Raw genomic sequence first — 23,190 nt, forward strand, 5'->3', positions numbered from 1 at the left:
TTTGGTTATAGTTTTAATTCTTGGTTAGTATTATTTTGGCGTTATCATTTCTAGAAACCTGCTCCATAAACAAACGGTATTCGTCATATTCTTTATTTGAATATTTTCCTTTGTTTAAGAACATAGATCTTTTATAGGTTATTTTGTTGTTTTCTTTTTTAAGGATTTCTGTTTTATATTCTCCGAATTTTCCTTTTAACTCATAATTTTGAGGCAGAAATTCGACACTAAAACCTGCTGGCAGATTTATCTCAATTTCATCTGTATCTAAATAGCCACGCTGAATTTGAAATGGATTTTTACGATTTCTAATGCGCTTTACATTTCCGGTATATTGGTTGAATGCATCGACAACAAAAATCATTTTATTTCCAGAAACAGCCCCATAATTTGATGCACTTAACTGAACATCTTCGGTAAAAAGAATATTCTCTTTATCATTCGTAAAAGTTATTTTACCTAATTTTAAATTATTGATGTTATCCCAATATTCTTTATAATGTTCTTCTTTTTCGTTTGGCTGTAAATTCTCAACTCTGGATTTAGCAGCATATTGACTTCCTTGGGAAGCTATTTTTAAAGTACCAGAAAAATTTCCATTCTCATCAATTGTATAAGTTCCTTTTCCTGTTTGGGTATTTCCTTTATCGTCATAAATTTTAGTTCTTACAATTTCTCCGCCTTCTGGCTTTACTACCAAAACATCTCTATCGTCTGTAAAAGTTCCTTGATAACCAAAAGGATCATCTTGACTGGTACATTCCAGCCATATATAATTATCTTTATCTGGAACAGCAAGAATCATGTGGTTCCCCTGCATGGAAACAAAATCCGATTGAATATCTGATTTATAGCGATCTCCGTATAAAATTGTATTGTATGAAGGAACATCAACAGCCTGTAAAAGTGCTTTTGTATAATTTGACAATGCTTTACAATCTCCATAACCTAAACGATCTACATCTGTTGCGAGCATTGGTTTCCAGCCGCCAATGCCTACCGCAATATTTACATATCTAGATTTCTTTTGAACATAATCGTAAATAATCTTTGCTTTTTTGACAGGATCTTTTTCATTGCCAACAAGTGCTTTTATTTTTGTTTTAGTTTCTTCTGGTAAAGTTGTAGTTCCGGTTAGGATTTTTTCTCCATACCATTTACCAAAAGCTTCCCAAGTGGTAGCCGTGCCATCGACTCCTTCTAAATGGAAATGTTCGAGTCCCATCATTACTTTAGGAAAAAGATCTGTTTGAGAAGGACTAAGATCTTCTTGCTTTTGAGCTAGGATATTAACAGCTGTATAACTCAGTTTGGTATCTGTATCAACTGTTTTTGTTATATTAAAATCAGAAAAACGGAACTCTTTCTTTTTAAACCCCAGTTCTTTAGGGAAAGTAACATTCAGCGCACATTTTTCTACACTTAAATAATAACCGCCTAAAAAATACCATTGTGGTATAAATGCAGTGTTTGAAGTCTCCACCTCACTAGTATAAACAATTGTAAAAGGATAAGAAATAGGAGTATAATCTAAATAAAGTACTCGATTATCTGAAAAAAGGGTACTCCCGCTTACGGCGCTTTGATCTTTAAAATCTTTTCGTTTGATTTTTTTTATTTCGTTTCCGAATGCATCATAAACAACGGCTTCAATACTTTTTATGGAAGTTGTTTTATCATAATGCTGAAAAGCGTCAATATCGTTTAAACCCTTATTATTTAAAACAGAAACAACTCTTTGTACTTTTATATTCATACTTCGTTGCGAAGCAATAACAATATCCATCTGGTCTAAACGAAGAACAGCATTGGCGTTTTCTTTAAGACTATCAGAAATTTTTAAAATGGAATAATCGCTCTTTTGAGCAAATGAATTAACCGTGATTATAACAAAAAATAACGCGCAAAAGAGGTTTTTCATTAGTAGGTATTTTCGTCAAATATATATTATTTTCAGAAATCCTTAACAAATGTTTAATAAAATTTTACTCTCTATTTTTGCTGTCCATTATTATGGTAACTGGTCCATCATTTAAGAGATTAACCTTCATATCGGCACCGAAAATTCCTGTTTGAACTTTTTTGCCCAATTCTTTTTCTAGAGATTTTACAAAGTTTTCATACATAGGAATTGCAAAATCTGGTTTTGCAGCTTTTATATAAGATGGGCGGTTGCCTTTTTTAGTAGAAGCATGAAGTGTAAACTGACTTACTACAATAATATCGCCGTCAATATCTTGAACTGAGCAATTCATAACATCATTTTCGTCTCCAAAAATTCTCATTTTTATAATCTTTCCAGAAAGCCAATCAATATCTTCCTGAGTATCGGCGTCTTCAATTCCAACTAAAACTAATAATCCCTTTTGAATATCTGCTGTTGTTTGACCTTCTACAGTTACTGATGCTTCTGAAACTCTTTGGATTATTATTTTCATTATTTATCTGGAGTGGCTTTTACACCATGATTAAAAGATTATTTGGATTTTATTTCTGGACGTTAGATACACAGCAGTACATCTTTACAATTGGAATTTGGAATTTTAAAAATTGATTTTTTATTTTCTCGTTTCATCACTAGCTGCACGATCTTCACCATAAGTATCGGTGCGATAATGCTCGTCATCTCCTTCAAGGATTTTAAGATAACTATTGTAACGTGACCAAGCGATTTCGTCTTTTTCTAAAGCTGCTTTTATCGCACAATGAGGTTCCTCTTTGTGTAAACAGTTGTTAAACTTACATTGGTCTTTCAGTTTGAAGAATTCTGGAAAATAACCGCTGATTTCAGATGGCTCCATATCGACAATTCCGAAACCTTTAATTCCTGGTGTGTCAATAATTCGAGCATCAAAAGATAAATCATACATTTCGGCAAAAGTAGTCGTATGCTGTCCTTGTTTGCTTTGTTCTGAAATTACAGTAGTTTTTAAATGCAGGCTTGGTTCCATTGCATTGACCAAAGTTGATTTTCCAACTCCAGAATGTCCGGAAAACATGCTTACTTTTCCAATCATCATTTCCTTTAACTGGTCAACGCCTTTATTTTCTGTTGATGAAATTCTAAGACATTTATATCCAATTTCGGTATAAATATGCTGCAAATACAATTGATCGTCTAAAGTTTGCTCGTTGAGTGTATCAATTTTATTAAAAATCAGGATAGCTTCAATTCCGTATGCTTCTGCCGTAACCAAAAAACGATCTATAAAGCTCGTCGTTGTCGGCGGATTATCAATAGTAATCAATAAAAAAACCTGATCAATATTCGATGCTATAATATGAATCTGCTTAGATAAGTTAACTGATTTACGAACGATATAATTTTTTCTTTCATGGATATTATAAATCGTTCCCGTAACAGCATCTGAAGTTTCTTCTAATTCGTAATCGACAATATCGCCTACAGCAATTGGGTTGGTACTTTTGATACCTTTCATTCTGAATTTCCCTTTCATACGGCATTCTATAAAATCGCCTTTTTCAGATTTTACGGTATACCAGCTTCCTGTAGATTTATATACGATTCCTGTCATTCTTTAATTTTAGATTGTTGTCCCGAAACTTCGGGATTAGATTTCAGATTTGAAAACTAAATCCCTGCAAAGATAAATGAATAATTTTAAACATAGCCCAAGGTTTCAACCTTCTGAATTGATTGAGATAAACGTTCCGCCATTAAGATTCAAACGTTGGTTGATATAATCTAAAAACAAAAATCCCCAAAACTTCTTTCAAAGTAATGGAGATTTTAAAAAACAATCTATCTTCAATTAATGTTATAAGAAAATTTAGGGATCTTGTTTTCAAAAACTAAAATTAACTTATATCACTTATATGGTTCAGCAAAATTATGCGTTGAAAATTTTCTCTTGATGACCAATACTTTCCTGGTGAATCGCTTTGAACATTCTCAAAACAAACTCTTCAGTTAGACCTTTTTTCTCACCTTCTAAAATCATTTTTCCTAAAATTTCGTTCCAACGGTTATTTTGTAGAATCGCTACGTTTGCATCTTTTTTCACCTGACCAATTTCGTCAGCCACTTTCATACGTTTTCCTAATAATTCCAATAAGTTAGCATCCAAAACATCGATGTTAGCTCTTAGTTTAGTCATTTTTGAACTGTACTCATCTGTAGTATCATCCGTTTTTCTGATTGTCAAATCTTTAATGATTTGTTTCAAAGCGTCTGGAGTAACTTGTTGCGCAGCATCAGACCAAGCGTTGTCCGGATCGTAGTGTGTTTCGATAATCATACCGTCGTAGTTCAAATCTAAAGCCTCTTGCGTTACTTCGAAAATCATTTTACGATCTCCTGTAATGTGAGATGGATCAATGATCAATGGTAGATCAGGGAATTTATTTTGCAATTCGATAGCAATCTGCCATTCTGGAATATTTCTGTATTTTGTTTTTTCGTAAGTAGAAAAACCTCTGTGGATAACTCCTAATTTCTCAATTCCAGCCATATGTAAACGCTCAACACCACCTAACCATAAAGCTAAATCTGGGTTTACAGGGTTTTTAACTAAAACGATTTTATCTGTTCCTTTTAAAGTATCAGCAATTTCCTGAACTGCGAAAGGATTTGCAGTTGTACGGGCCCCAACCCATAAAACGTCGATATCGTGTTCTAAAGCTAGTTTACAGTGTGCTGCAGTCGCAACTTCAGTACCCATTAATAAACCAGTTTCGGCTTTTGCTTTTTGTAACCATTTCAAACCAATTTCTCCAACACCTTCAAAGCCTCCCGGACGCGTTCTTGGTTTCCAGATTCCAGCTCTGAATACACTAACTTTTGAATCTTTTAATTCGTGAGCAATTTTCAAAACCTGATCTTCAGTTTCTGCACTACAAGGTCCAGCTATCACAAGTGGGTGATTTAAATTGAAATCTTCTAACCACTTTCTCATTTCTTTCTTATTTTCCATCTTAATTCTAATTTACTTTTTAGTTGTTGTTAATCCGTTTAGTATTTCTTTTATTTTATTTGTGCTTTCCATTTCTTCAAAAATGGCGTTGTAATTTTCATCTTTCAACAAATCCCTAAACCGACTGAGATTTGAAATATATTCTTCTAATGTTTCCAGAACGTGTTCTTTGTTCTGCTTAAAAATCGGCGTCCACATTGCCGGCGAACTTTTTGCCAAACGAACCGTGCTTTCAAATCCACTTCCCGCCATATCAAAAATATCCTGTTCGTCTTTTTCTTTATTCATTACCGTTTTCCCAAGCATAAACGAACTAATATGTGACAAATGCGAAACGTAAGCAATGTGTTTGTCATGCGAAGTCGGATCCATATATCGAATCCTCATTCCGATTTCGCTGAAAAGCTTTAATGCTTTTTCCTGCAATTTAAAAGTGGTTTTTTCCACTTCGCAGATAATATTTGTTTTTCCTTTAAACAAACCTCTTATCGCTGCCGAAGGTCCCGAAAACTCCGTTCCTGCTATCGGATGTGTAGCGATAAAATTTCTTCTTTTTGGATGATTGGCTACTGCTTCACAAATTGGCTTTTTCGTTGAACCTACTTCAAAAACAATCGTTTTATCTCCAACCGAATCCAGAACTTTAGGCAAAACTGTCAGCGCCACATCAACCGGAACCGAAACAATTACAAAATCGGCTTCAGCCAAATCTTCGAAACTTCCTGCTTCGTCGATAACTCCTAAATCAATTGCTTCCTGCAAATGTTTTTCGTTATTATCAATTCCAAAAATTGTCGAATCAGGATGTTGGTCTTTGATGTCCAGCACCATCGATCCGCCTATTAACCCTATTCCTATTACGTATACTTTCATACTATTTCTTTAAATTCCAAAATTTTAAATTCCAAATTCCAATTAAAAAGGCTTTTCCCGAAGCTTCGAGACGCTCAGCCTGAAAATCTAAAATCTAAAATCTGATATCTACAATTACTAAAATCGATCTATCGCTTCCTGTACTTTTTCCTCTTTCACACACAATGAGAATCTAATATATCCTTCACCATTGCTTCCGAAGATTGTTCCCGGTGTAATGAAAATATGTTTCTCATATAATATTTCGTCAATGAACTTTTCTGATGATTCGATTCCTTCCGGAAGTTTTGCCCAAACAAATAATCCAACTCCTTCTTTATACACTTCGCAGCCTAATTTTTCTGCTAGTTTTTCTGTTAATTCTCTTCGGCGTCTGTAGATTTTGTTTTGATCTTCAAACCACGATTTATCACATTTTAAAGCCGCAATCGCACCTTTCTGAATTCCGTAGTACATTCCGCTGTCCATGTTGCTTTTTACTTTTAAGACAGCATCAATAATTTCAGGATTTCCTAAAACCATTCCAACTCTCCAGCCTGCCATGTTGAACGTTTTACTAAGTGAATTCAATTCTAAAGCCACATCTTTTGCACCTTCAACTTGCAATAAACTCATCGGGTTATCATTCAAAACAAAACTATACGGATTGTCGTTGATCAATAATATATTGTGTTTTTTAGCAAAAGCAACCAATTTTTCAAATAACGCTAAACTTCCTCTCGCTCCAGTCGGCATGTGCGGATAACCCAGCCACATAATTTTTACTTTCTCCAGCTCTAATTTTTCTAAAGCTTCAAAATCCGGTTCCCAGCCATTTTCTTCTTTCAAATCATAATAAACAGGAACTGCCTGAACCAAATTGGTTACTGAAGTATAAGTTGGATAACCCGGATTCGGAATCAAAACGTGATCGCCTTCATTTAAAAATGCTAACGAAATGTGCATAATTCCTTCTTTCGAACCCATCAGAGGTAAAATCTCATTATTAGGATTCACTTCAACACCAAACTGATCTTTATAAAAATCTGCCATCGCCTGCCTCATTTCTGGTAATCCCTGATAGCTTTGATAACCATGCCCGTTTTCGTCTTGAATTGCTGCAGCGACTGCTTCAATTACTGCTTTTGACGGACTCAAATCAGGGCTTCCAATTCCCATATTGATGATCGATTTTCCTTCAGACTGCAATTGACGAACTTCTCTCAATTTTGATGAGAAGTAGTATTCTTCAACTGTATCTAATCGTTTTGCTGTTGTAATCATTTCTATATTGCTTTAGGCCGTAAGCTCTAGGCTTTAGGCTCTTTTAAACTTTCTATTTTGGACTTTAAGACTTTCGACTTTCCAACTTTAAGACTGACTCAAAGGTTTTGTATTCTTGTATTCTCCCAGAACTTTTAAATATTCTGCCATTATATTCAGTAATGCTTTTGCTTTTGCAAAGTCTTCATATTTCTCGAATGTTACGTCTACGAAAAATGAATATTTCCAAGGTGTTTCGATTTTTGGAAGTGACTGAATTTTTGTCAAATTCAGTTTGCAGTCGCTCATTACGTTTAAAACTGCTGCTAAACTTCCTCTTTTATGATCTAATTCAAATTTGATTGAAGCTCTGTTGATTTCGTTTTCTGGCAAAAATGAATTTTGCTTTTTGATAATAACAAAACGAGTCATATTGTTTTTGATCGTTTGAATTTCAGGAGCAATGATTTCCAAATCATACATTTCAGAAGCTACTTTACTTCCTATTGCCGCAATTCCGGTTAATTGTTTTTCCTGAATTCTTCTTGCTGTTTCGGCAGTATCTTTATCTTCAACCAATTTGATGTTTGGATATTGCTTTAAGAAATCCATGCATTGCAAAAGTGCCATTGGGTGCGAATGAACTTCTTTTATGTCTTCAATTTTCTGACCTTTTAAAGTCATTAAATTTTGGTGGATGCTCAAATAATGCTCTCCAATAATGTGTAAATTATTCTTGTCAATCAAAGCATAATTCGGAATAATTGGCCCTGCAATCGAATTTTCAATTGCCATAACTGCTTGCTCTGATTTTCCAGAAAGCAGACTGTCAATCAATTCTTCAAAAGACAAACATTCATCAATTTCCACATTTTCAGAGAAATACTCTTTCACAACCTGATGATGAAAAGAACCTTTTATACCTTGTATTGCAATTTTCGTTGTCATATATTCAAAAAAAAATCCTGATTTGCATCAGGATTGTATATTAGTTTTATTTGTATTTTATATTTCTCAAATAACCATAGCACAATCCTTACTTCTACTAAAGAAGAAATAAAAAGAGTTGCTAAAATAAAAACGGTTATTAGACATTTTGTTTGTGTTTTTCAATAAATTCTCTGCGAATGTATAAATTATTTTCACCGCACCAAAAAAAATAATGCTTTTTATGAAACAAAAAAGGATTTCTTAACAAATTTAGGAGGTTTTGTAGGATAATATAAAAATATCGGCTTGAAATGAGATATTTACAATTGAGGTTTTTAAGGTTCTGAGATTCTGAGTTGCTAAGGTTCTAAGGTTTTCCTTATTTAAATAGTATTTCGAAGATGATTTACCAGCAAAATTGGTTTGTTTTTCATTTCGACGAAGGAGAAATCTCCGCAAGTAACTCCGTAATCAAAAGCGCCAATCTTTGTAGAGTTTCTAACGGAGATTTCTCTCCCGAAGCCTCGGGATCGAAATGACAAGATTGCGATTATGTAAACAATCCCGAAACCGGCTTATTAGAAATCCCAATCTTGAAATAATCGAAATTCATTTTTTCTTTTAGTAAAGAAGCATAAACACTTCTAAAATCTATTTCGTGTATTAAATCGCCATTATCTAAGTCGGCTAAGTTTGGATTATTGCCTAAAATCGTTCCTTTATTATTTCCTCCTATGATAAACATTGGTGCTGCAGTTCCGTGATCCGTTCCGTTTCCGTTGTCTTTTACACGTCGCCCAAATTCTGAAAAAACTACAACTGTGACATTCTGTAATAACTGCGCTTCTTTTAGATCTGAATAAAAACTATATATGGAATCGTTTAAGTCCGTCAATTTTCGTTCGTGAATCGAAAGCTGATTATCATGCGTATCAAATCCGTTAAGCGAAGTGTAATATACTTTTGAATTTAAATTTCCTTTTATCAATCGCGCAATCCATTCTAGGTTTTTAGATAATTCTGTTTTAGGATAACTGATTTCTGTTTTCGATTTTGCTAACGCTTTCTGAATTTCATCTGATCCCTCGGTAACGGAATTAGCGATTTTTCGAACAAAATCTAAATGCGGATTTTTAGACAAAGTCACATTTTCTTCTTTAGATTTCACTTTAAATCGATCCGGATCTTTTACCGTGATAAAATTAGGCTCTACTCCTTTTAAAGCTAAATTATCAATCGAATCTAAATTAATTCCCGCCGTTGCCTGATGTCCGTTACATTGCAGATCTAAAAATCTTCCCAACCAGCCTTCGTTTACATATTTATTAGAATCGGTTGCTGTCTGCCAAATTTCCTGACTTCTAAAATGCGACCGAATAGGTTCTGGATATCCGACATTCTGAATTACAGTTAAATCTCCGTTTTGCTGCATTTGAGCAAAATCTTTTAACGACGGATGAAAAGCCATTCCTCTATTCTTTCCCACAACGGCATCTTTATTTAATGCAATTTTTGTTCGCAATTCATAATATAACGGATCTTCAAATGGAATAAAAGTATTCAAACCGTCGTTTCCGCCATTCAACTGCACAAAAACAATACACTGCTCGCCAATTACTAAATTTGACTGTGAACCAAAAGCGTGTAAAAAATCAGGAAGAACAAGCATCCCACCTGTAAATGTTCCTGTTAATGTTAGAAAATCTCTTCTGTTCATGATTCTTATTTTCTAGATTAATTGATATTCGGGCAATTTTGTGATGTAATTGAAAACTCTGACTACAGCAAAATCAGCATGAGGATCTTTTGGGTCGAAATCGTATTTCAAAAGATTTTCCATGTCTTTTTGAGCCGAATTGCTGACAGAAAACAACAATCTATCTGACAATTCAGCAATAATGTTTTTATTATTTCCATTTGAATCAAAAACGACTTTTACCGCAGTTTTTTCATATTCTGATTTTTCTTTTTCGACGCCGTTTACCATAGTTTTTAAAACCTTTCTGTTTAGGCTTTTACCACTGCATAATAAATCGGATGTATTGTTTCTTTGGAGATAAATCTGCGAAGTCAGCCATGAATTTCCGCCATCCCAGCCTTTTACATTGATCTGATTATACAAATCCATTCCCTGCTGTTTTATAAATGCCATAATTGCGGCATCATCAACATTCTCAATCTGCAATTCATCGCAAAGCTGTAAAATATAGACCAACGGGTCTTTAATCTTATTTCCCGAATTCTCTTTTTTAAATTCTTCTGTAAAAATCTTTGTCAGCAAAGGCTCGATTTCAAACTTTTGCTTCCGAAAATAATCTCCGTAATAAACTACCAAATCTTCCGGCGGATTATCATAAATAAACCATTTCAGGATTTTTCTGGTAATGAGGTACGGAATGTTTTTCTGTTCGAAAATAATATCGACTAAGTCGTCTGCTTTCCAATTTCCGGTTTTCCCGAAATAGGTTTTATCACTATTATCTTCAATGTTTTTTCTGTAGACGGCGCCGTCATCACCAATATTCAAACCGGCCAAAGCTTTGGCGCCGTTTTTAATATCCTCTTCGGTGTAATTCCCAATTCCGATGGTAAATAATTCCAGCAATTCACGGCTTAAGTTTTCGTTGATTTTGCCTTTTTTATTATCGCCATTATCGAGATAGCGCACCATTGCATTCGATTTCAGAATCTGCTTGGTTAAATCTTTAAAGTTTCCAAAAGCATTTTCGCGTAAAATCATATTGTGCTGATAAATCCAGTAATTGATTTTTACTTTTTGAGAAGTGGAAACGAAATGATTGTGCCAAAAACAAACCATATTCTCGCGTAATGGAAATTCGTCATTACGCATTTTGGCAATCCACCACTTTTTAAGTGCGGCGGTTGCTTGATTTTCTTTTTTCTGAATTTCCTTTTTGGTTTCTGGATCTGAATTTTTGACTAATTCCCGAACTTGCTTAAGCTCTAAAGTGGTTTTAGGCTGATCTTGCAGAAATGCTGGCATTTCTGTGTCAAACTTTGAATCGTAGGAATGCTTTAGAAATTTTTCTAATCCGAGTTTTTCAATTGTTGAAGCTTGTTTTCCTGAAAAACCTAATCGAAGGGACCAAAGACTGCTTTTTTTCATCGTTCAGAAATTATTACAATAAGACTTGACTTTCTTTTAAAGGTTTAATTTTAAAAGATGCTAAGTCGCTAAGATTCTGAGGTGCTAAGTTTTAAAAGTCTTTGGTAATATTAGAACGGTGAATTTTTTGAGATATTGTTTATTTAATATTGAGCAATCATAATCAGCCCGTGGTTTCAACCACGAGTTATGTTATTAGAAGCTCATCTATGAATTCTTTATTTTCACTAACATAAAGAAAATAATTACCTCTCTTAATCTGATTCTTGCGAAGTTCTAATTTGATCTCAATACAAGGAGTTGGAATAAAATCGTGGTCAATCAAAATAGAGATTGATTTTGAAACAATCATATCGAATTTAGTATCTTCATATATTGCTGAATTTATATTGTGAAAATATTCCAAAACGAGATTGTAAAACTCTTTTTTATTCTGAAATATTCTTTCTAATAAATCCATTTATTTCAAATTATAATTTAATTGACAGCTCTAAATGACCTCCCAAACCAAGCTCTACAATTTTCTGCAGGGTCGAAAATTTAACTTCTTTTACGTTATTCTCAATCTTAGAAATATACGATTTTGTTGTTCCCGCTTTTAATGCAAGTTCTTCTTGAGTCATTCCTTTTTGAAGTCTGGCTTCCTGAAGCAATACCCCAATTTTAAAATTTTCATAGCCCGCTTCTAGTTCGTCACGTTTTGGTGTTCCAATTTTCCCATAATGTTGCTCTTTAAACTCTTCTAAGGTTGTTAGGTTGTTATTTTTCGTTTTCATACTCCTTTTTAATTTTTAAAGCTTTTTTAATTTCTTTCTTTGGTGTTTTCTGAGTTTTCTTTTGAAATCCATTAGCTAATACAACTAATTTTCCCTCATCAAAAAAACAAAAAATTCTAAAAATATCATTTCCTTGTTGTATTCGAATTTCATAAAGTCCATCTGTGTTTTCAATAAATTTCAAATACGTTTCGGGAATTCTATCGAGCTCTTCAATTAAATTAATCGTCCAAACAATTTTTTGTTGAACTTTTTCTTTTTGTTTGACAAAAAATTCATTGAAATAATTTTTAAAAAAAATGACAGTTCTAATCTTTTGATTATAACTCATAAAGTACAAATGTATAAAAGTTGCACCAAAGTACAACTCATTGATCCTAACATTTAAAATAATGAAGCTTCTTCCCTATTTACAATATTTCGTAAAACATCAGTAATAGTAACGGCATTACTTTCTTCATATCCTAGTGCAATAGCTATTGCCTCTAGCGCACTCGGATATTTATCTGATGAGCTAACTGCCAATCCATTCTCTAAAATTTGATTTCTCTGTATTTGAATTGCTAATGATAAAATTTCAAAATCTGATAGTTTAGAATATTCTTCTTTTAATTGTTTTGCAATTCTATTATACGTATCAATTTACATTTTCATATTTGTATTATTTTTACTATTAAAAAACAAATATAAAATAAAAAAAAGCAGTTATCACTATAATAACTGCTTTTATATTTTTAAAGATCTAAAATCTCAAATCTAAACTATAAAATCATTAAGACCCACACATTTCACAATCCTCAGGATCTGCCGCTTGCGCTTTTAAAAGCATTGCTTTATAATCCTCAACGCTGATTGCTTCAGTTTCTGCCACTAATGATGGAGCTGTTTCTTCTTTTTTGTCGTTGTTCAATGTGAATTTAATCGCATCTACAGCCGCTTTTGTTCTTAAGTAATACATTCCTGTTTTTAAACCAGATTGCCAAGCATAGAAGTGCATTGACGTCAATTTAGAATAGTTGGCATCCTGCATGAACAAGTTCAACGATTGAGATTGGTCAATAAAATATCCTCTTTGACGAGACATATCGATAATATCTTTCATCGACATTTCCCAAACTGTTTTATAAAGATCTTTCAAGTCTTGCGGAATCTTATCTATATTTTGAACAGATCCGTTATGACGCATAATTTCTTGTTTCAAATCTTCGTTCCATAAACCTAATTTTACTAAATCCTCTAGTAAATGTTTGTTTACTACGATGAACTCTCCAGACAATACACGACGTGTGTAAATATTTGATGTATAAGGTTCGAAAGCTTCGTTGTTTCCAAGAATTTGAGAAGTTGATGCTGTTGGCATTGGCGCCACTAATAATGAGTTACGAACTCCGTGTTCAACCACTTCTTTTCTTAATGAAGCCCAGTCCCAACGACCAGATAATTCTTCATCTTTCATTCCCCACATATTGTATTGGAATTCTCCTTTAGACATTGGAGAACCTTCAAATGTAGAATATGGGCCTTCTTCTTTTGCCATTTCCATAGAAGCAGTTACAGCAGCGAAATATAAAGTTTCGAAAATCTCTTGGTTTAATTTTTTAGCCTCATCACTTGTAAACGGCATACGAAGCATAATGAAAGCATCTGCTAAACCTTGCACTCCTAATCCAACTGGACGGTGACGCATGTTTGAGTTTTCAGCTTCTTTTACTGGATAGTAGTTTCTATCGATTACTTTGTTCAAGTTACGAGTTACACGTTTTGTAACATTGTAAAGTGCTTCGTGGTCGAATTTTCCGTTTTCAATAAACATTGGTAACGAAATAGAAGCTAAGTTACAAACTGCAATTTCATCTTTAGACGTAAACTCCATAATCTCTGTACACAAGTTAGAAGAACGAATGGTTCCTAAATTCTTGTGGTTCGATTTACGGTTTGCTGCATCTTTGTACAACATATATGGAGTTCCAGTTTCGATTTGAGATTCTAGGATTTTCTCCCACAACTCACGAGCGCGGATAGTTTTTCTACCTTTTCCTCTAAATTCGTAATCTGTATATAAAGCTTCGAATTCATCTCCGTAAACATCATATAACCCTGGACATTCGTTAGGACACATTAAAGTCCAAGTTGAATCTTCCTGAACACGTTTCATGAACAAATCTGATGTCCACATCGCGAAGAATAAATCTCTCGCACGCATTTCTTCTTTTCCTGTATTTTTCTTCAAATCCAAGAAATCGAAGATATCAGCATGCCAAGTTTCGATGTAAATGGCAAAACTTCCTTTACGTTTTCCTCCACCTTGATCTACGTAACGAGCCGTATCGTTGAAAACTCTCAACATCGGAACAATTCCGTTTGAAGTTCCGTTTGTACCGCGAATATATGATCCTGTTGCACGAACGTTATGAATAGATAATCCAATTCCTCCCGCTGACTGCGAGATTTTTGCTGTTTGTTTTAATGTATCGTAAATACCATCAATACTGTCATCCTGCATTGCCAAAAGGAAACAAGAAGACATTTGTGGCTTTGGAGTTCCGGCATTGAACAACGTTGGCGTTGCATGCGTAAAGAACTTTTTAGACATTAAATCGTAAGTTTCAATTACCGATTTTAAATCGTCTAAGTGAATTCCAACAGAAACACGCATTAACATGTGCTGTGGACGCTCTACGATTTTTCCGTTTATTTTAAGAAGATAAGAACGCTCTAAGGTTTTGAAACCAAAGTAATCGTAATTAAAATCTCTTGTGTAAATGATGTGAGAATCTAAAAAAGCAGCATTTTCCTGAATCACTTTATATACGTCATCAGCAATTAACGGCGCGTCTTGACCGTTTCTTGGATTAACGTAGTGATACATATCTTTCATCGTTTCTGAGAAAGATTTTTTTGTATTAGAATGTAGATTTGAAATTGCCACACGAGCTGCCAATTGTGCATAATCCGGGTGAGCAATAGTCATAGATGCTGCAGTTTCTGCCGCAAGGTTATCTAATTCAGAAGTAGAAACTCCGTCATACAATCCTTCGATAACTCTCATCGCTACCTTTACCGGATCTACAAGCTCATTCAAGCCGTAGCACAATTTTTTGATTCTTTCTGTAATCTTATCAAACATTACGGGCTCTCTGTGGCCATCTCTTTTTACTACATACATAAGCTTACTAAATTTAGTTATTGAAAAAATGAAAGACACTAGAAAAACGGTTTCCAGCACTTAAACATTGCGTGTTTTTAAATTATTTTTTGAGAATTACCGAATTCTCAATAGTTACTCGTTTCAAATTCGAAAATCGAATTTAAATACGTCAAAAATTGTCATTGAATCTGCGATTTGGGAAAGAGATTCAACCTTAAAATATTCTGTTAATCTTTTTTTTCAGCACCTCTAGAAGAGTAGATGCTAAAAGTATTTTTGTTGTCTAAAAATCTGCATCAAATGAAATTTTCTGAGCATCGCTATCTGTGTTCATCACACCAGATTTTTGATACTCGGCAACACGTTTTTCAAAGAAATTAGTTTTTCCTTGAAGAGAAATCATGTCCATGAAATCGAATGGATTCGCTGATCCGTAAACGCGCTCGCATCCTAATTCAACCAAAAGTCTATCGGCAACAAACTCTAAATACTGTGTCATTAAACCAGCATTCATACCAATTAAACTTACCGGAAGAGATTCAGTTACAAACTGTCTTTCGATATCTAGTGCATCAACAATAATTTCTTTAATTCTTTCTTTTGGCACTTTGTTTACCAAATGGTGATTGTGAAGGTGAACTGCAAAATCACAATGTACGCCTTCGTCACGCGAAATCAATTCATTAGAGAAAGTTAAACCTGGCATTAAACCGCGTTTTTTCAACCAATAAATTGAACAGAAAGCACCTGAGAAAAAGATTCCTTCAACAGCAGCAAAAGCAATAAGTCTTTCAGCAAACGAATCAGACTCGATCCATTTTAAAGCCCATTCTGCTTTTTTACCAATTGCAGGGAAAACTTCCAAAGCATTAAATAATTCTGCTTTTTCTGCTTCGTCTTTAACGTAAGTATCTATTAATAAAGAATAAGTCTCACTGTGAATATTCTCCATCATAATTTGGAATCCGTAGAAAAACTTCGCTTCTGCATATTGAACTTCATTTACAAAGTTCTCAGCAAGGTTTTCATTTACGATTCCGTCAGAAGCAGCAAAGAATGCTAAAATATGCTTAATGAAATATCTTTCATCGTCATTTAGCTTGTTATTCCAGTCTGTCAAATCTTGGTGTAAGTCGATTTCTTCAGCAGTCCAAAAACTTGCTTCCATTTTCTTATACCATTCCCAAATATCATGATGTTTAATCGGAAAAATAACGAAGCGGTTTTTATTTTCTTGTAATATTGGTTCGATTTGTGACATGACAGATTCTGTTAATTTTTTTATTGAATTTTTACTGATTCAGTAGACTACAAAGATTGTCATTTAACGTCAAAAATGAAAGCCAAACTTATTCACAATTTGACGTAGTTTTTAACAACGTTAAATTTTCGAAACATTTTCATACAAATAATTAATCTACTGTAAATGAATTATTTAAACACAAGAGTTATCTCGTGAAGCCCCGTAAAATATAGACTTTTTAATATAAAAAGCAAGAGATTTAAAATAGTTTTAAAAAGTTTTTTTTGAGTCAAAACTTTATTTTTTTGAGTCAAAATATATAGTCAAAAAGACTATATAAGAATAGCCGATTTTTTAAGAATTTTTATGTTCTTCAGCAACTTTTTCAAGCTCCAAATACCAGTCTTCTCCAAAACGTCTTATCAACGCTTCTTTGACAAATTTATAAACTGGAACTTCCAATTCTTTTCCTAACGAACAAGCATCATCGCAAATATCCCATTTGTCATAATTCACCGCAGCAAATTCTGTGAAGTCTTTGACACGAATTGGATATAAATGACAAGAAACTGGTTTTTTCCAATCTACGATTCCTTGGTTGTAAGCCTGCTCGATGCCGCAAAGCGCAGTTTTTCCATCAAAAATCACATAAGCACAATCTTTATTATCAATAAGCGGTGTTTCAAGATCACCATCGGTTCCGGTTACCCAAGTTCCTTGTGCTTCGATTGCTGCAATTCCTTCTTTTCGTAAAAAGGGTTTTACTTTTGGATAGATTTCTTCTAAGATTTTCGTTTCAGCCTCATTTAAAGGCGCGCCCGCATCTCCATCAACACAACAAGCCCCTTTACAAGCAGACAAGTTGCACACAAATTCTTTCTCCAGAATATCTTCTGAAATAATAGTTTTACCTAACTGAAACATGATATTAAAATACTCTAATTTATAAAGTGCAAAGATAGTCAAAGAAAGCAGATAAAATACTTTCAAATTTTTCTACAGGTTGGAAGGAAAATTTAACGCAGAGGAAGCAAAGGTTTCCACAGAGTTACACAAAGTTTTATGGAGCAGAACTTTTTAAGCTCACAAGGTTTCAAGATCTAACTTTAAAATCTTTGTGTAACTCTGTGGAAAATCTTTGCGAATCTCTGTGTAAAAAGAATCATTTGTTATAAATATCACTTTTTTAACAACTAAAACGTGTTTTTATAACAAAAGTGAATCGTATTGAAAAAACACCTAACTTTATTATCTACTTTTGCAGCAGTTTTTAATCCCTTAAAATCAAAGCGATATGTTAGATATAGACTTCAAAGAAATCATTACAGTTAGTATGGTGCTTTTTGCCGTAATTGATATTGTTGGTTCAATTCCGATTATTGTCAATCTACGCGCAAAAGTGGGACACATCGAATCTGAAAAAGCTTCTATTGTAGCTGGTGCTATTATGATTGTTTTTCTTTTTGTTGGAGAAGGCTTATTGAACCTTATAGGTATCGACGTGCATTCATTTGCCGTGGCAGGTTCTTTTGTTTTATTCTTTCTGGCATTAGAAATGATTTTAGGAATTAGAATTTATCGTGACGAAGAACCCGGTTCTGCTTCTATTGTTCCCCTAGCCTTTCCTCTAATTGCCGGTGCAGGAACTATGACGACTTTATTATCTCTTCGATCTCAATTTCACACTATTAATATTATCATTGCGATTTTATTGAATATAATCTTGGTTTATGTTGTTCTAAAATCGTCTAAAAAGATTGAAACTTTGTTAGGAGAAAACGGACTTGGAGTAGTTCGTAAGACGTTTGGCGTGATACTTTTAGCAATTGCTGTTAAATTATTCGCTGCTAATGTTAAAGGTTTGTTTGTCTAAATTTTATTTTTATAAATTTACCCCGTAAAATATTCTAAAATACAACTTGGAGTTCATTTTCACTTTAAGTTCTACTTTTATTATTTTAGACAAACAAAGACAATCATATGAAAATTTTCACTTCAATCTTAGTGCTTTTAGCATTAGCTCTAATTGTTTTTAATATTACGCTGCTAGACTTTAAAAATCCTTTTCAAGGAGACAGTATTGTAGCTTTTATTGGAATCGCAGCTTCATTTTGCGCTGTTCTTATTCTTTTGATCTTTAGGATTTCAAAAAGAATTGAGGAAAAAATGAATGAAAACAGATAACATGTTTGACGTTTTAATTATTGGCGGTGGAGTATCAGGTATGTCTTGTGCTCTTGTCTTAGGATCCGCAAAAAACAAAACTTTTGTTACTGACAAAAAAATCGGGATTTTTACTCATCAGAAAAATTCTTCTTTACAAGAGGCAATCTTTTACAATGCTTATGGTATTTCACCAGGCAAATTAGGCTCTGAATTGCTGATTGAAAGCACACAGGATTTGGCGATAACTTATCCGCATATTACTCAAATTCCGAATGAGAAAGTAATTCGACTTGAAGGCAGTTATCCTGAATTTACTGTAGTTACCAACAAAAATTCTTATAAAACAAAAAATATAGTTGTCGGAATTGGTTCTGCTAATACTTTTGATATTGAAGGTTTAATGCAATATGTTGAACCCCATAAAAAAGCACTTCCAGAAAAACAGCGCATTCAGCTTAAAAACGACGACCATAAAGTTGCCGACGGCATTTATGTGATTGGAACTTTAGCCGGCTGGAGAAGCCAATTGGCAATTGCTGCCGGAAGCGGTGCTGCTGTTGCAACTGATATTCTAACTTTATGGAATAACGGCGTGCAGACTCATGCGCACGATAGTATTCGATAAAAACATTTACAAAATTATAAACCACATAAGTTATATAAGTAAATATAATGCTTTACGCATCTATATTAAATGAACTTATATAACTTATATGGTTTATCTTTTTATTTAACCGAAACGATTTCTGTGACTTTAATGTGATTTTCATCATCGGTTTTCCATTTTTCTCCCTTTACAGAAACTACGTCGCCAATTTTTACTTGCTTATAGTTTTGCGGTCCGCCCACGTTTACGATACTGATTGTTGCAAAATATACTTCTTTTTTGTCAGTAGTAATTTTTGCTGTGTAACCGTCTTTTCCAGATTCTATAGATTCTACTTTTCCTGAAACCGCACCATTTGTATCATTTTTCATAGTTGTACAAGAGATTACAAAAGCCATTAGAAGTACAAGGAAACTTATTTTTTTTAAATTTTTCATATTTGAGTTTTAGTCACAAAGTAAGTCAAGTTTACGAAGCTTTGTTTTATGTTATTATTAAATTTCTTTTCAAAATTTATGCCAGCTGGATACAGCTTCCTGCAATGACTTTTAAATTACTTTCAAACTGTTTCCAAACTCTGATGTACTTAAGAACACCATTTATTGGATTATTATCAAAACTTCCTTTTAATGAAATAGTAACTGCAACGACAGCAGAATCGTCTATTATATTTATAATTTGATCTGAAGCTTCTAGAAAATCTATTTTCATTTTTCCAGAACGATAGGAATTCAAATCAAATTCTTTAGTGATCGTTTGTCCATCTGGAAGATTGAATAATAAATCATCGTGCAGGATTGTCTCCAATGCAGAAACATCCGAATTTTTAATAGCAGTTAGAAGTTCTATTTCTGCATTAATAACGGTTTCTATTTTCATCGTATAAAAAATTGAAGTTACTTCTTAGGATTCAGAATTGTTTTAATCATCGCATCCTCTTTCAAGATCACATCATAATAATACAATTCTCCATACAACTGTCTCGCAAATTCGGCAGTGATATATCGGTTTACAAGCGATTTGGTTTTATCTAATTTTAAATCCAAACCTGTCATAAGGATATAGTTTTTGAATTTTTTGAAATACACATCAGAGGTTTTCATTTTGTTTAAAAACGCAGCAAAACTAAGTCCTGCAAAAGCATCTCTATTTTTATCTAATTCTTCAAAAACAAAATGGCCTACAATTCCAGTTTGCAATAGATAACCAACATTTTCATTTCCATGCTCAGCTTCCATCGGAACAAAAACATCGGGAACAATTCCGCCGCCGCCGTAAACGATTTTGCCTTTTGGCGTTTTGAATTTTAAAGAATCAGCAACTTTTATACTGTCTTTTGCGTATAATTCTCCCGTAGCAATTCTAGATTCTGATTCTTTGAAATATTCTTCGTTTCCTTTTTTATAGGGTTTCTGAATTGATCTTCCCGTTGGAGTATAATAACGCGCAACAGTCAACCTTACAGCCGATCCGTCGTTAAAATCCATTTCGCGCTGTACTAGACCTTTTCCGAATGAACGTCGGCCTACAATTGTACCTCGGTCATTATCTTGGATTGCTCCAGCTAAAATTTCGCTGGCAGAAGCACTGTTTTCATTAATTAAAACATATACTTTTCCAGTTTCAAAACTACCTGCTTTTGTTGCATACGTTTTTTCAGTCGTACCATTTTTACTTTTCGTAAAAACAATCAGCTGTTTGTCTTTTAGAAATTCATCTGCGATTGCTATTGCTTCTTCCATGTAACCGCCTCCATTGTCACGAAGATCAATTACAAGTGATTGAATTCCTTTTTGTTTGAGTCTTGTTAAACCAGTTTTAAATTCATTAAAAGTGGTTTCGGCAAAACGATTGATTTTGATGTATCCAACATTATTTCCAATCATCAAAGAAGCATCAACGCTTTTAATTGGAATAATATCTCGTTTTACTTTAAACTTTAATTTCTTTTGTTCTGATTTTCTAAAAACTGTTAATTCAATTTCCGAACCTTGCAAACCTTTTAATTTTGAGAATAAGCTGTCTGAAGGTAATTTTCTACCGTATAATTTGGTTTTCCCAGCAAATAAAATTCGGTCTCCAGATTTTAGTCCCGCTTTCGCTGAAGGTCCGTTTTCGATTGGTTTTATAATCGCAACAGAATCTTTATACATATAAAAATTAATTCCAATTCCCACGAAGTCACCCTTCATACTTTCAGCAACTTCTGCTTGTTCGCTTGGCGGAATATAAACAGAATGCGGATCTAATTTAGAAAGAATATTATCGACTGTAAGATTTACAATCGAATCTGTATTGACACTATCAACATATTCTGTATTGATAAAATCAATTAATTTGTTAAGCTTAGTTTTAGAGTAATTTTTAGCCAAAAGCTGGTCGCTTGCAGGAGCATTCATAAGGCTGCCCGCAATTGTTCCAAGAGCAAAAGTCGCTCCTATTACTATTGGTAAATATTTTGAGTTAAATTTCATTACTCTTCTAAAACAGGAATATGTTCTACTTCAACACCTGCCTTTATTAAAAATTGAATTCCAGAATCGTCACGATATCCGTCTTTGTACACCACTCTTTTTATTCCCGATTGATGGATTAATTTACTGCATTCTTTGCAAGGTGAAAGTGTAATGTATAAGGTTGCACCTTCGCAAGATTGTGTCGATCTTGCTACTTTTAGAATTGCATTTGCTTCTGCGTGTAAAACGTCCCAGCGAGTCAGACCATTTTCATCTTCACAGCAATTTTCAAATCCAGATGGCGTACCATTGTAACCATCAGAAATAATCATTCTGTCTTTTACTATAATGGCACCAACTTGTTTTCGTTTACAATACGAAAGCAGACTCCACTCTTTTGCAATTCGCAGATAAGCTTTATCGTATTTATTCAGTTTTTTTACTTCCATTTATATTATCTGTTCCAAATCGGACTTTCAATAATCATCGGAATAACAACTCCAATAATAAAAGCCGACATTACTAGTGCCCAGTCGCGTTTTGAAAAACGGAAAACAGTCTGCACTATATATGAAATTACCAGCACAACAAAAACAACTACCAATTGTGCAGCTTCGATTCCTAGAGCAAACTCTCCCAAAGGTAACAATTTTGATGTTGCAGATCCTCCTAATATTGTTTTGAAATAATTAGAGAAACCTAAACCATGAATAATTCCAAAGAATAAAGTTATGAAAAATACCAGATTCACGCCATCATTTTTAGAAGTCTTTCCTGCTGTAAACAAATGATACAGAGCGGTTACTAAAATTGTTATTGGAATAAGAAATTCTACAATATTTACTTTTATCGCTATTATGCCGTAAACGGAAAGAATTAAAGCTAATGTGTGTCCAATTGTAAACAAGGAAACTAAGAGAAAAATTCTTTTCCAGTCCTTAAATAAATACGGAACGGTTAAGGCGATTAAAAAAAGAACGTGATCGTAGGCATTAATATCCAAAACGTGTTTTAATCCTATTTGAAAATAAATCCAAAATTGTGACATAGATATTCTATAATTAAATAATTAGGGGTTGTAAACTTACGATTAATTTTCAAAATTAAAGATCTAAGCACTTAATTCCTTCAATAAAAATAAGTTAAATTTTATGAGAAATTTAAAAACAATAATTTAAAAATAGGATTATATTTGTTGCATAAAAACCGATTTAATTATGCCATTTTCAGAATTATTTGATAACGAATTCAAACAAAGAAACAGAGGTCATTTCTCTGCAATTGTGCGTGTAGCTTTCGCTGACGGACATGTAAGTCCAGAAGAAAAAGACTTTTTGGACAAATTAGCTTCAAGATTAGAAATTTCAGCAGAAGAATATACAGAAATCCTTAAAGATCCGTGGAAACATCCAATAAACCCACCTTATTTATATACTCAACGTTTGGAGCGTTTATATGATTTAGCAAGAATGGTTCACGTAGATCATCATTTAGGAGACCAGCAAGAAGTTATGTTAACTCGTATGGGATTAGCATTAGGATTTACTCCAGGAAACGTAAACTACATTGTTGCTAAAGCTCTTTCATTAGTTGACAAAAAAGTAGACTTAGATACTTTCCTTTTCGAAATGGAAAATATGAACAAGTAATTTTTTAGTATTCAGTTTACAGTCACAGTATTCAGTTTT

Annotated in this window: 25 protein-coding genes; 4 read left to right on the forward strand and 21 right to left on the reverse strand. The window is 33.5% G+C overall.

All coding sequences use genetic code 11. From position 1 onward, the window contains the following. Positions 1-13: 13 nt before the first annotated feature. The 16 genes from ASE40_RS01665 to ASE40_RS01735 form a co-directional block, all read right to left on the reverse strand. Entirely contained in the window at positions 14-1,921 is a 1,908-nt protein-coding gene (locus ASE40_RS01665; protein ID WP_057115074.1) for a DUF3857 domain-containing protein, read from the reverse strand. A 64-nt stretch (positions 1,922-1,985) separates the two neighbouring features. Then, on the reverse strand, positions 1,986-2,438 hold the full coding sequence (gene dtd, locus ASE40_RS01670) for a D-aminoacyl-tRNA deacylase (protein WP_057115075.1): 453 nt from the start codon (positions 2,436-2,438) through the stop codon (positions 1,986-1,988). Between the two features lie 120 nt (positions 2,439-2,558). Beyond that, the gene (gene rsgA / locus ASE40_RS01675) at positions 2,559-3,536 is read right to left on the reverse strand and encodes a ribosome small subunit-dependent GTPase A (RefSeq protein WP_057115076.1); all 978 of its coding nucleotides are present in this window, start codon (positions 3,534-3,536) and stop codon (positions 2,559-2,561) included. A gap of 315 nt (positions 3,537-3,851) precedes the next feature. Next, on the reverse strand, positions 3,852-4,934 hold the full coding sequence (locus ASE40_RS01680; RefSeq protein WP_029270594.1) for a bifunctional 3-deoxy-7-phosphoheptulonate synthase/chorismate mutase type II: 1,083 nt from the start codon (positions 4,932-4,934) through the stop codon (positions 3,852-3,854). Positions 4,935-4,946: 12 nt separating this feature from the next. Next, complete coding sequence (locus ASE40_RS01685; RefSeq protein WP_057115077.1) at positions 4,947-5,807, reverse strand: prephenate dehydrogenase; 861 nt, start codon at positions 5,805-5,807, stop codon at positions 4,947-4,949. Positions 5,808-5,924: 117 nt separating this feature from the next. Continuing rightward, positions 5,925-7,070: a pyridoxal phosphate-dependent aminotransferase gene (locus ASE40_RS01690; protein ID WP_057115078.1), complete on the reverse strand. Its 1,146-nt coding sequence runs from the start codon at positions 7,068-7,070 to the stop codon at positions 5,925-5,927. Positions 7,071-7,157: 87 nt separating this feature from the next. Further along, positions 7,158-7,997: a prephenate dehydratase gene (locus ASE40_RS01695; protein ID WP_057115079.1), complete on the reverse strand. Its 840-nt coding sequence runs from the start codon at positions 7,995-7,997 to the stop codon at positions 7,158-7,160. A gap of 532 nt (positions 7,998-8,529) precedes the next feature. Then, positions 8,530-9,696, reverse strand: coding sequence for a DUF1501 domain-containing protein (locus tag ASE40_RS01700; protein ID WP_057115080.1), 1,167 nt, complete (start codon positions 9,694-9,696; stop codon positions 8,530-8,532). Between the two features lie 12 nt (positions 9,697-9,708). Then, complete coding sequence (locus ASE40_RS01705) at positions 9,709-11,106, reverse strand: DUF1800 domain-containing protein (RefSeq protein WP_057115081.1); 1,398 nt, start codon at positions 11,104-11,106, stop codon at positions 9,709-9,711. Positions 11,107-11,293: 187 nt separating this feature from the next. Further along, complete coding sequence (locus ASE40_RS01710) at positions 11,294-11,566, reverse strand: hypothetical protein (RefSeq protein ID WP_057115082.1); 273 nt, start codon at positions 11,564-11,566, stop codon at positions 11,294-11,296. Between the two features lie 10 nt (positions 11,567-11,576). Then, positions 11,577-11,882, reverse strand: a complete 306-nt coding sequence (locus ASE40_RS01715) for a helix-turn-helix domain-containing protein (RefSeq protein ID WP_057115083.1) — start codon at positions 11,880-11,882, stop codon at positions 11,577-11,579. Next, positions 11,866-12,213 carry a type II toxin-antitoxin system RelE/ParE family toxin gene (locus ASE40_RS01720; protein WP_057115084.1) on the reverse strand — a complete coding sequence of 116 codons (348 nt, stop codon included), beginning with the start codon at positions 12,211-12,213 and terminating at the stop codon, positions 11,866-11,868. Before ASE40_RS01720 ends, ASE40_RS01715 begins: the two co-directional genes overlap by 17 nt. A 53-nt stretch (positions 12,214-12,266) precedes the next feature. Next, positions 12,267-12,407, reverse strand: a complete 141-nt coding sequence (locus tag ASE40_RS22225) for a hypothetical protein (protein ID WP_241774308.1) — start codon at positions 12,405-12,407, stop codon at positions 12,267-12,269. 247 nt (positions 12,408-12,654) lie between these two features. Next, positions 12,655-15,048, reverse strand: coding sequence for a ribonucleoside-diphosphate reductase subunit alpha (locus ASE40_RS01725; protein ID WP_057115085.1), 2,394 nt, complete (start codon positions 15,046-15,048; stop codon positions 12,655-12,657). A 265-nt stretch (positions 15,049-15,313) separates the two neighbouring features. Continuing rightward, positions 15,314-16,291, reverse strand: a complete 978-nt coding sequence (locus ASE40_RS01730) for a ribonucleotide-diphosphate reductase subunit beta (protein WP_057115086.1) — start codon at positions 16,289-16,291, stop codon at positions 15,314-15,316. A gap of 336 nt (positions 16,292-16,627) precedes the next feature. After that, positions 16,628-17,197 carry a DUF3109 family protein gene (locus ASE40_RS01735; protein WP_057115087.1) on the reverse strand — a complete coding sequence of 190 codons (570 nt, stop codon included), beginning with the start codon at positions 17,195-17,197 and terminating at the stop codon, positions 16,628-16,630. A 370-nt stretch (positions 17,198-17,567) separates the two neighbouring features. On the opposite strand from ASE40_RS01735, the gene ASE40_RS01740 reads away from it, so the two are divergent. The 3 genes from ASE40_RS01740 (at position 17,568) to ASE40_RS01750 (ending at position 19,064) form a co-directional block, all read left to right on the forward strand. Next, complete coding sequence (locus tag ASE40_RS01740) at positions 17,568-18,146, forward strand: MarC family protein (protein WP_057115088.1); 579 nt, start codon at positions 17,568-17,570, stop codon at positions 18,144-18,146. A gap of 107 nt (positions 18,147-18,253) precedes the next feature. After that, positions 18,254-18,457, forward strand: a complete 204-nt coding sequence (locus ASE40_RS01745; protein WP_057115089.1) for a hypothetical protein — start codon at positions 18,254-18,256, stop codon at positions 18,455-18,457. A 1-nt stretch (position 18,458) separates the two neighbouring features. Beyond that, on the forward strand, positions 18,459-19,064 hold the full coding sequence (locus ASE40_RS01750; protein WP_057115957.1) for an FAD-dependent oxidoreductase: 606 nt from the start codon (positions 18,459-18,461) through the stop codon (positions 19,062-19,064). A 101-nt stretch (positions 19,065-19,165) separates the two neighbouring features. Here ASE40_RS01750 and ASE40_RS01755 read toward each other — a convergent pair whose 3' ends face one another. The 5 genes from ASE40_RS01755 to ASE40_RS01775 all read right to left on the reverse strand — a co-directional run bounded on the left by ASE40_RS01755 (position 19,166) and on the right by ASE40_RS01775 (position 22,550). Further along, positions 19,166-19,483 carry a hypothetical protein gene (locus ASE40_RS01755; RefSeq protein WP_057115090.1) on the reverse strand — a complete coding sequence of 106 codons (318 nt, stop codon included), beginning with the start codon at positions 19,481-19,483 and terminating at the stop codon, positions 19,166-19,168. A 76-nt stretch (positions 19,484-19,559) separates the two neighbouring features. Continuing rightward, positions 19,560-19,925 (reverse strand): nuclear transport factor 2 family protein, encoded by a 366-nt coding sequence (locus ASE40_RS01760; protein ID WP_057115091.1) that lies wholly within the window; start codon positions 19,923-19,925, stop codon positions 19,560-19,562. A gap of 17 nt (positions 19,926-19,942) precedes the next feature. Next, positions 19,943-21,520, reverse strand: coding sequence for a S41 family peptidase (locus ASE40_RS01765; protein ID WP_057115092.1), 1,578 nt, complete (start codon positions 21,518-21,520; stop codon positions 19,943-19,945). Beyond that, positions 21,520-21,951 (reverse strand): deoxycytidylate deaminase, encoded by a 432-nt coding sequence (locus ASE40_RS01770; RefSeq protein ID WP_008465062.1) that lies wholly within the window; start codon positions 21,949-21,951, stop codon positions 21,520-21,522. The genes ASE40_RS01765 and ASE40_RS01770 overlap by 1 nt, the downstream gene beginning before the upstream one ends. A gap of 5 nt (positions 21,952-21,956) precedes the next feature. After that, positions 21,957-22,550 carry a HupE/UreJ family protein gene (locus ASE40_RS01775; protein WP_057115093.1) on the reverse strand — a complete coding sequence of 198 codons (594 nt, stop codon included), beginning with the start codon at positions 22,548-22,550 and terminating at the stop codon, positions 21,957-21,959. A gap of 169 nt (positions 22,551-22,719) precedes the next feature. Here ASE40_RS01775 and ASE40_RS01780 point away from each other — a divergent pair, with 169 nt between their 5' ends. Continuing rightward, a complete protein-coding gene (locus tag ASE40_RS01780; protein ID WP_057115094.1) occupies positions 22,720-23,151 on the forward strand; it encodes a TerB family tellurite resistance protein in 432 nt (143 codons plus the stop codon). Positions 23,152-23,190: the final 39 nt, after the last annotated feature.

Source organism: Flavobacterium sp. Root935 (genome assembly GCF_001429295.1).
In the GTDB taxonomy this organism is placed as follows: Bacteria; Bacteroidota; Bacteroidia; order Flavobacteriales; family Flavobacteriaceae; genus Flavobacterium.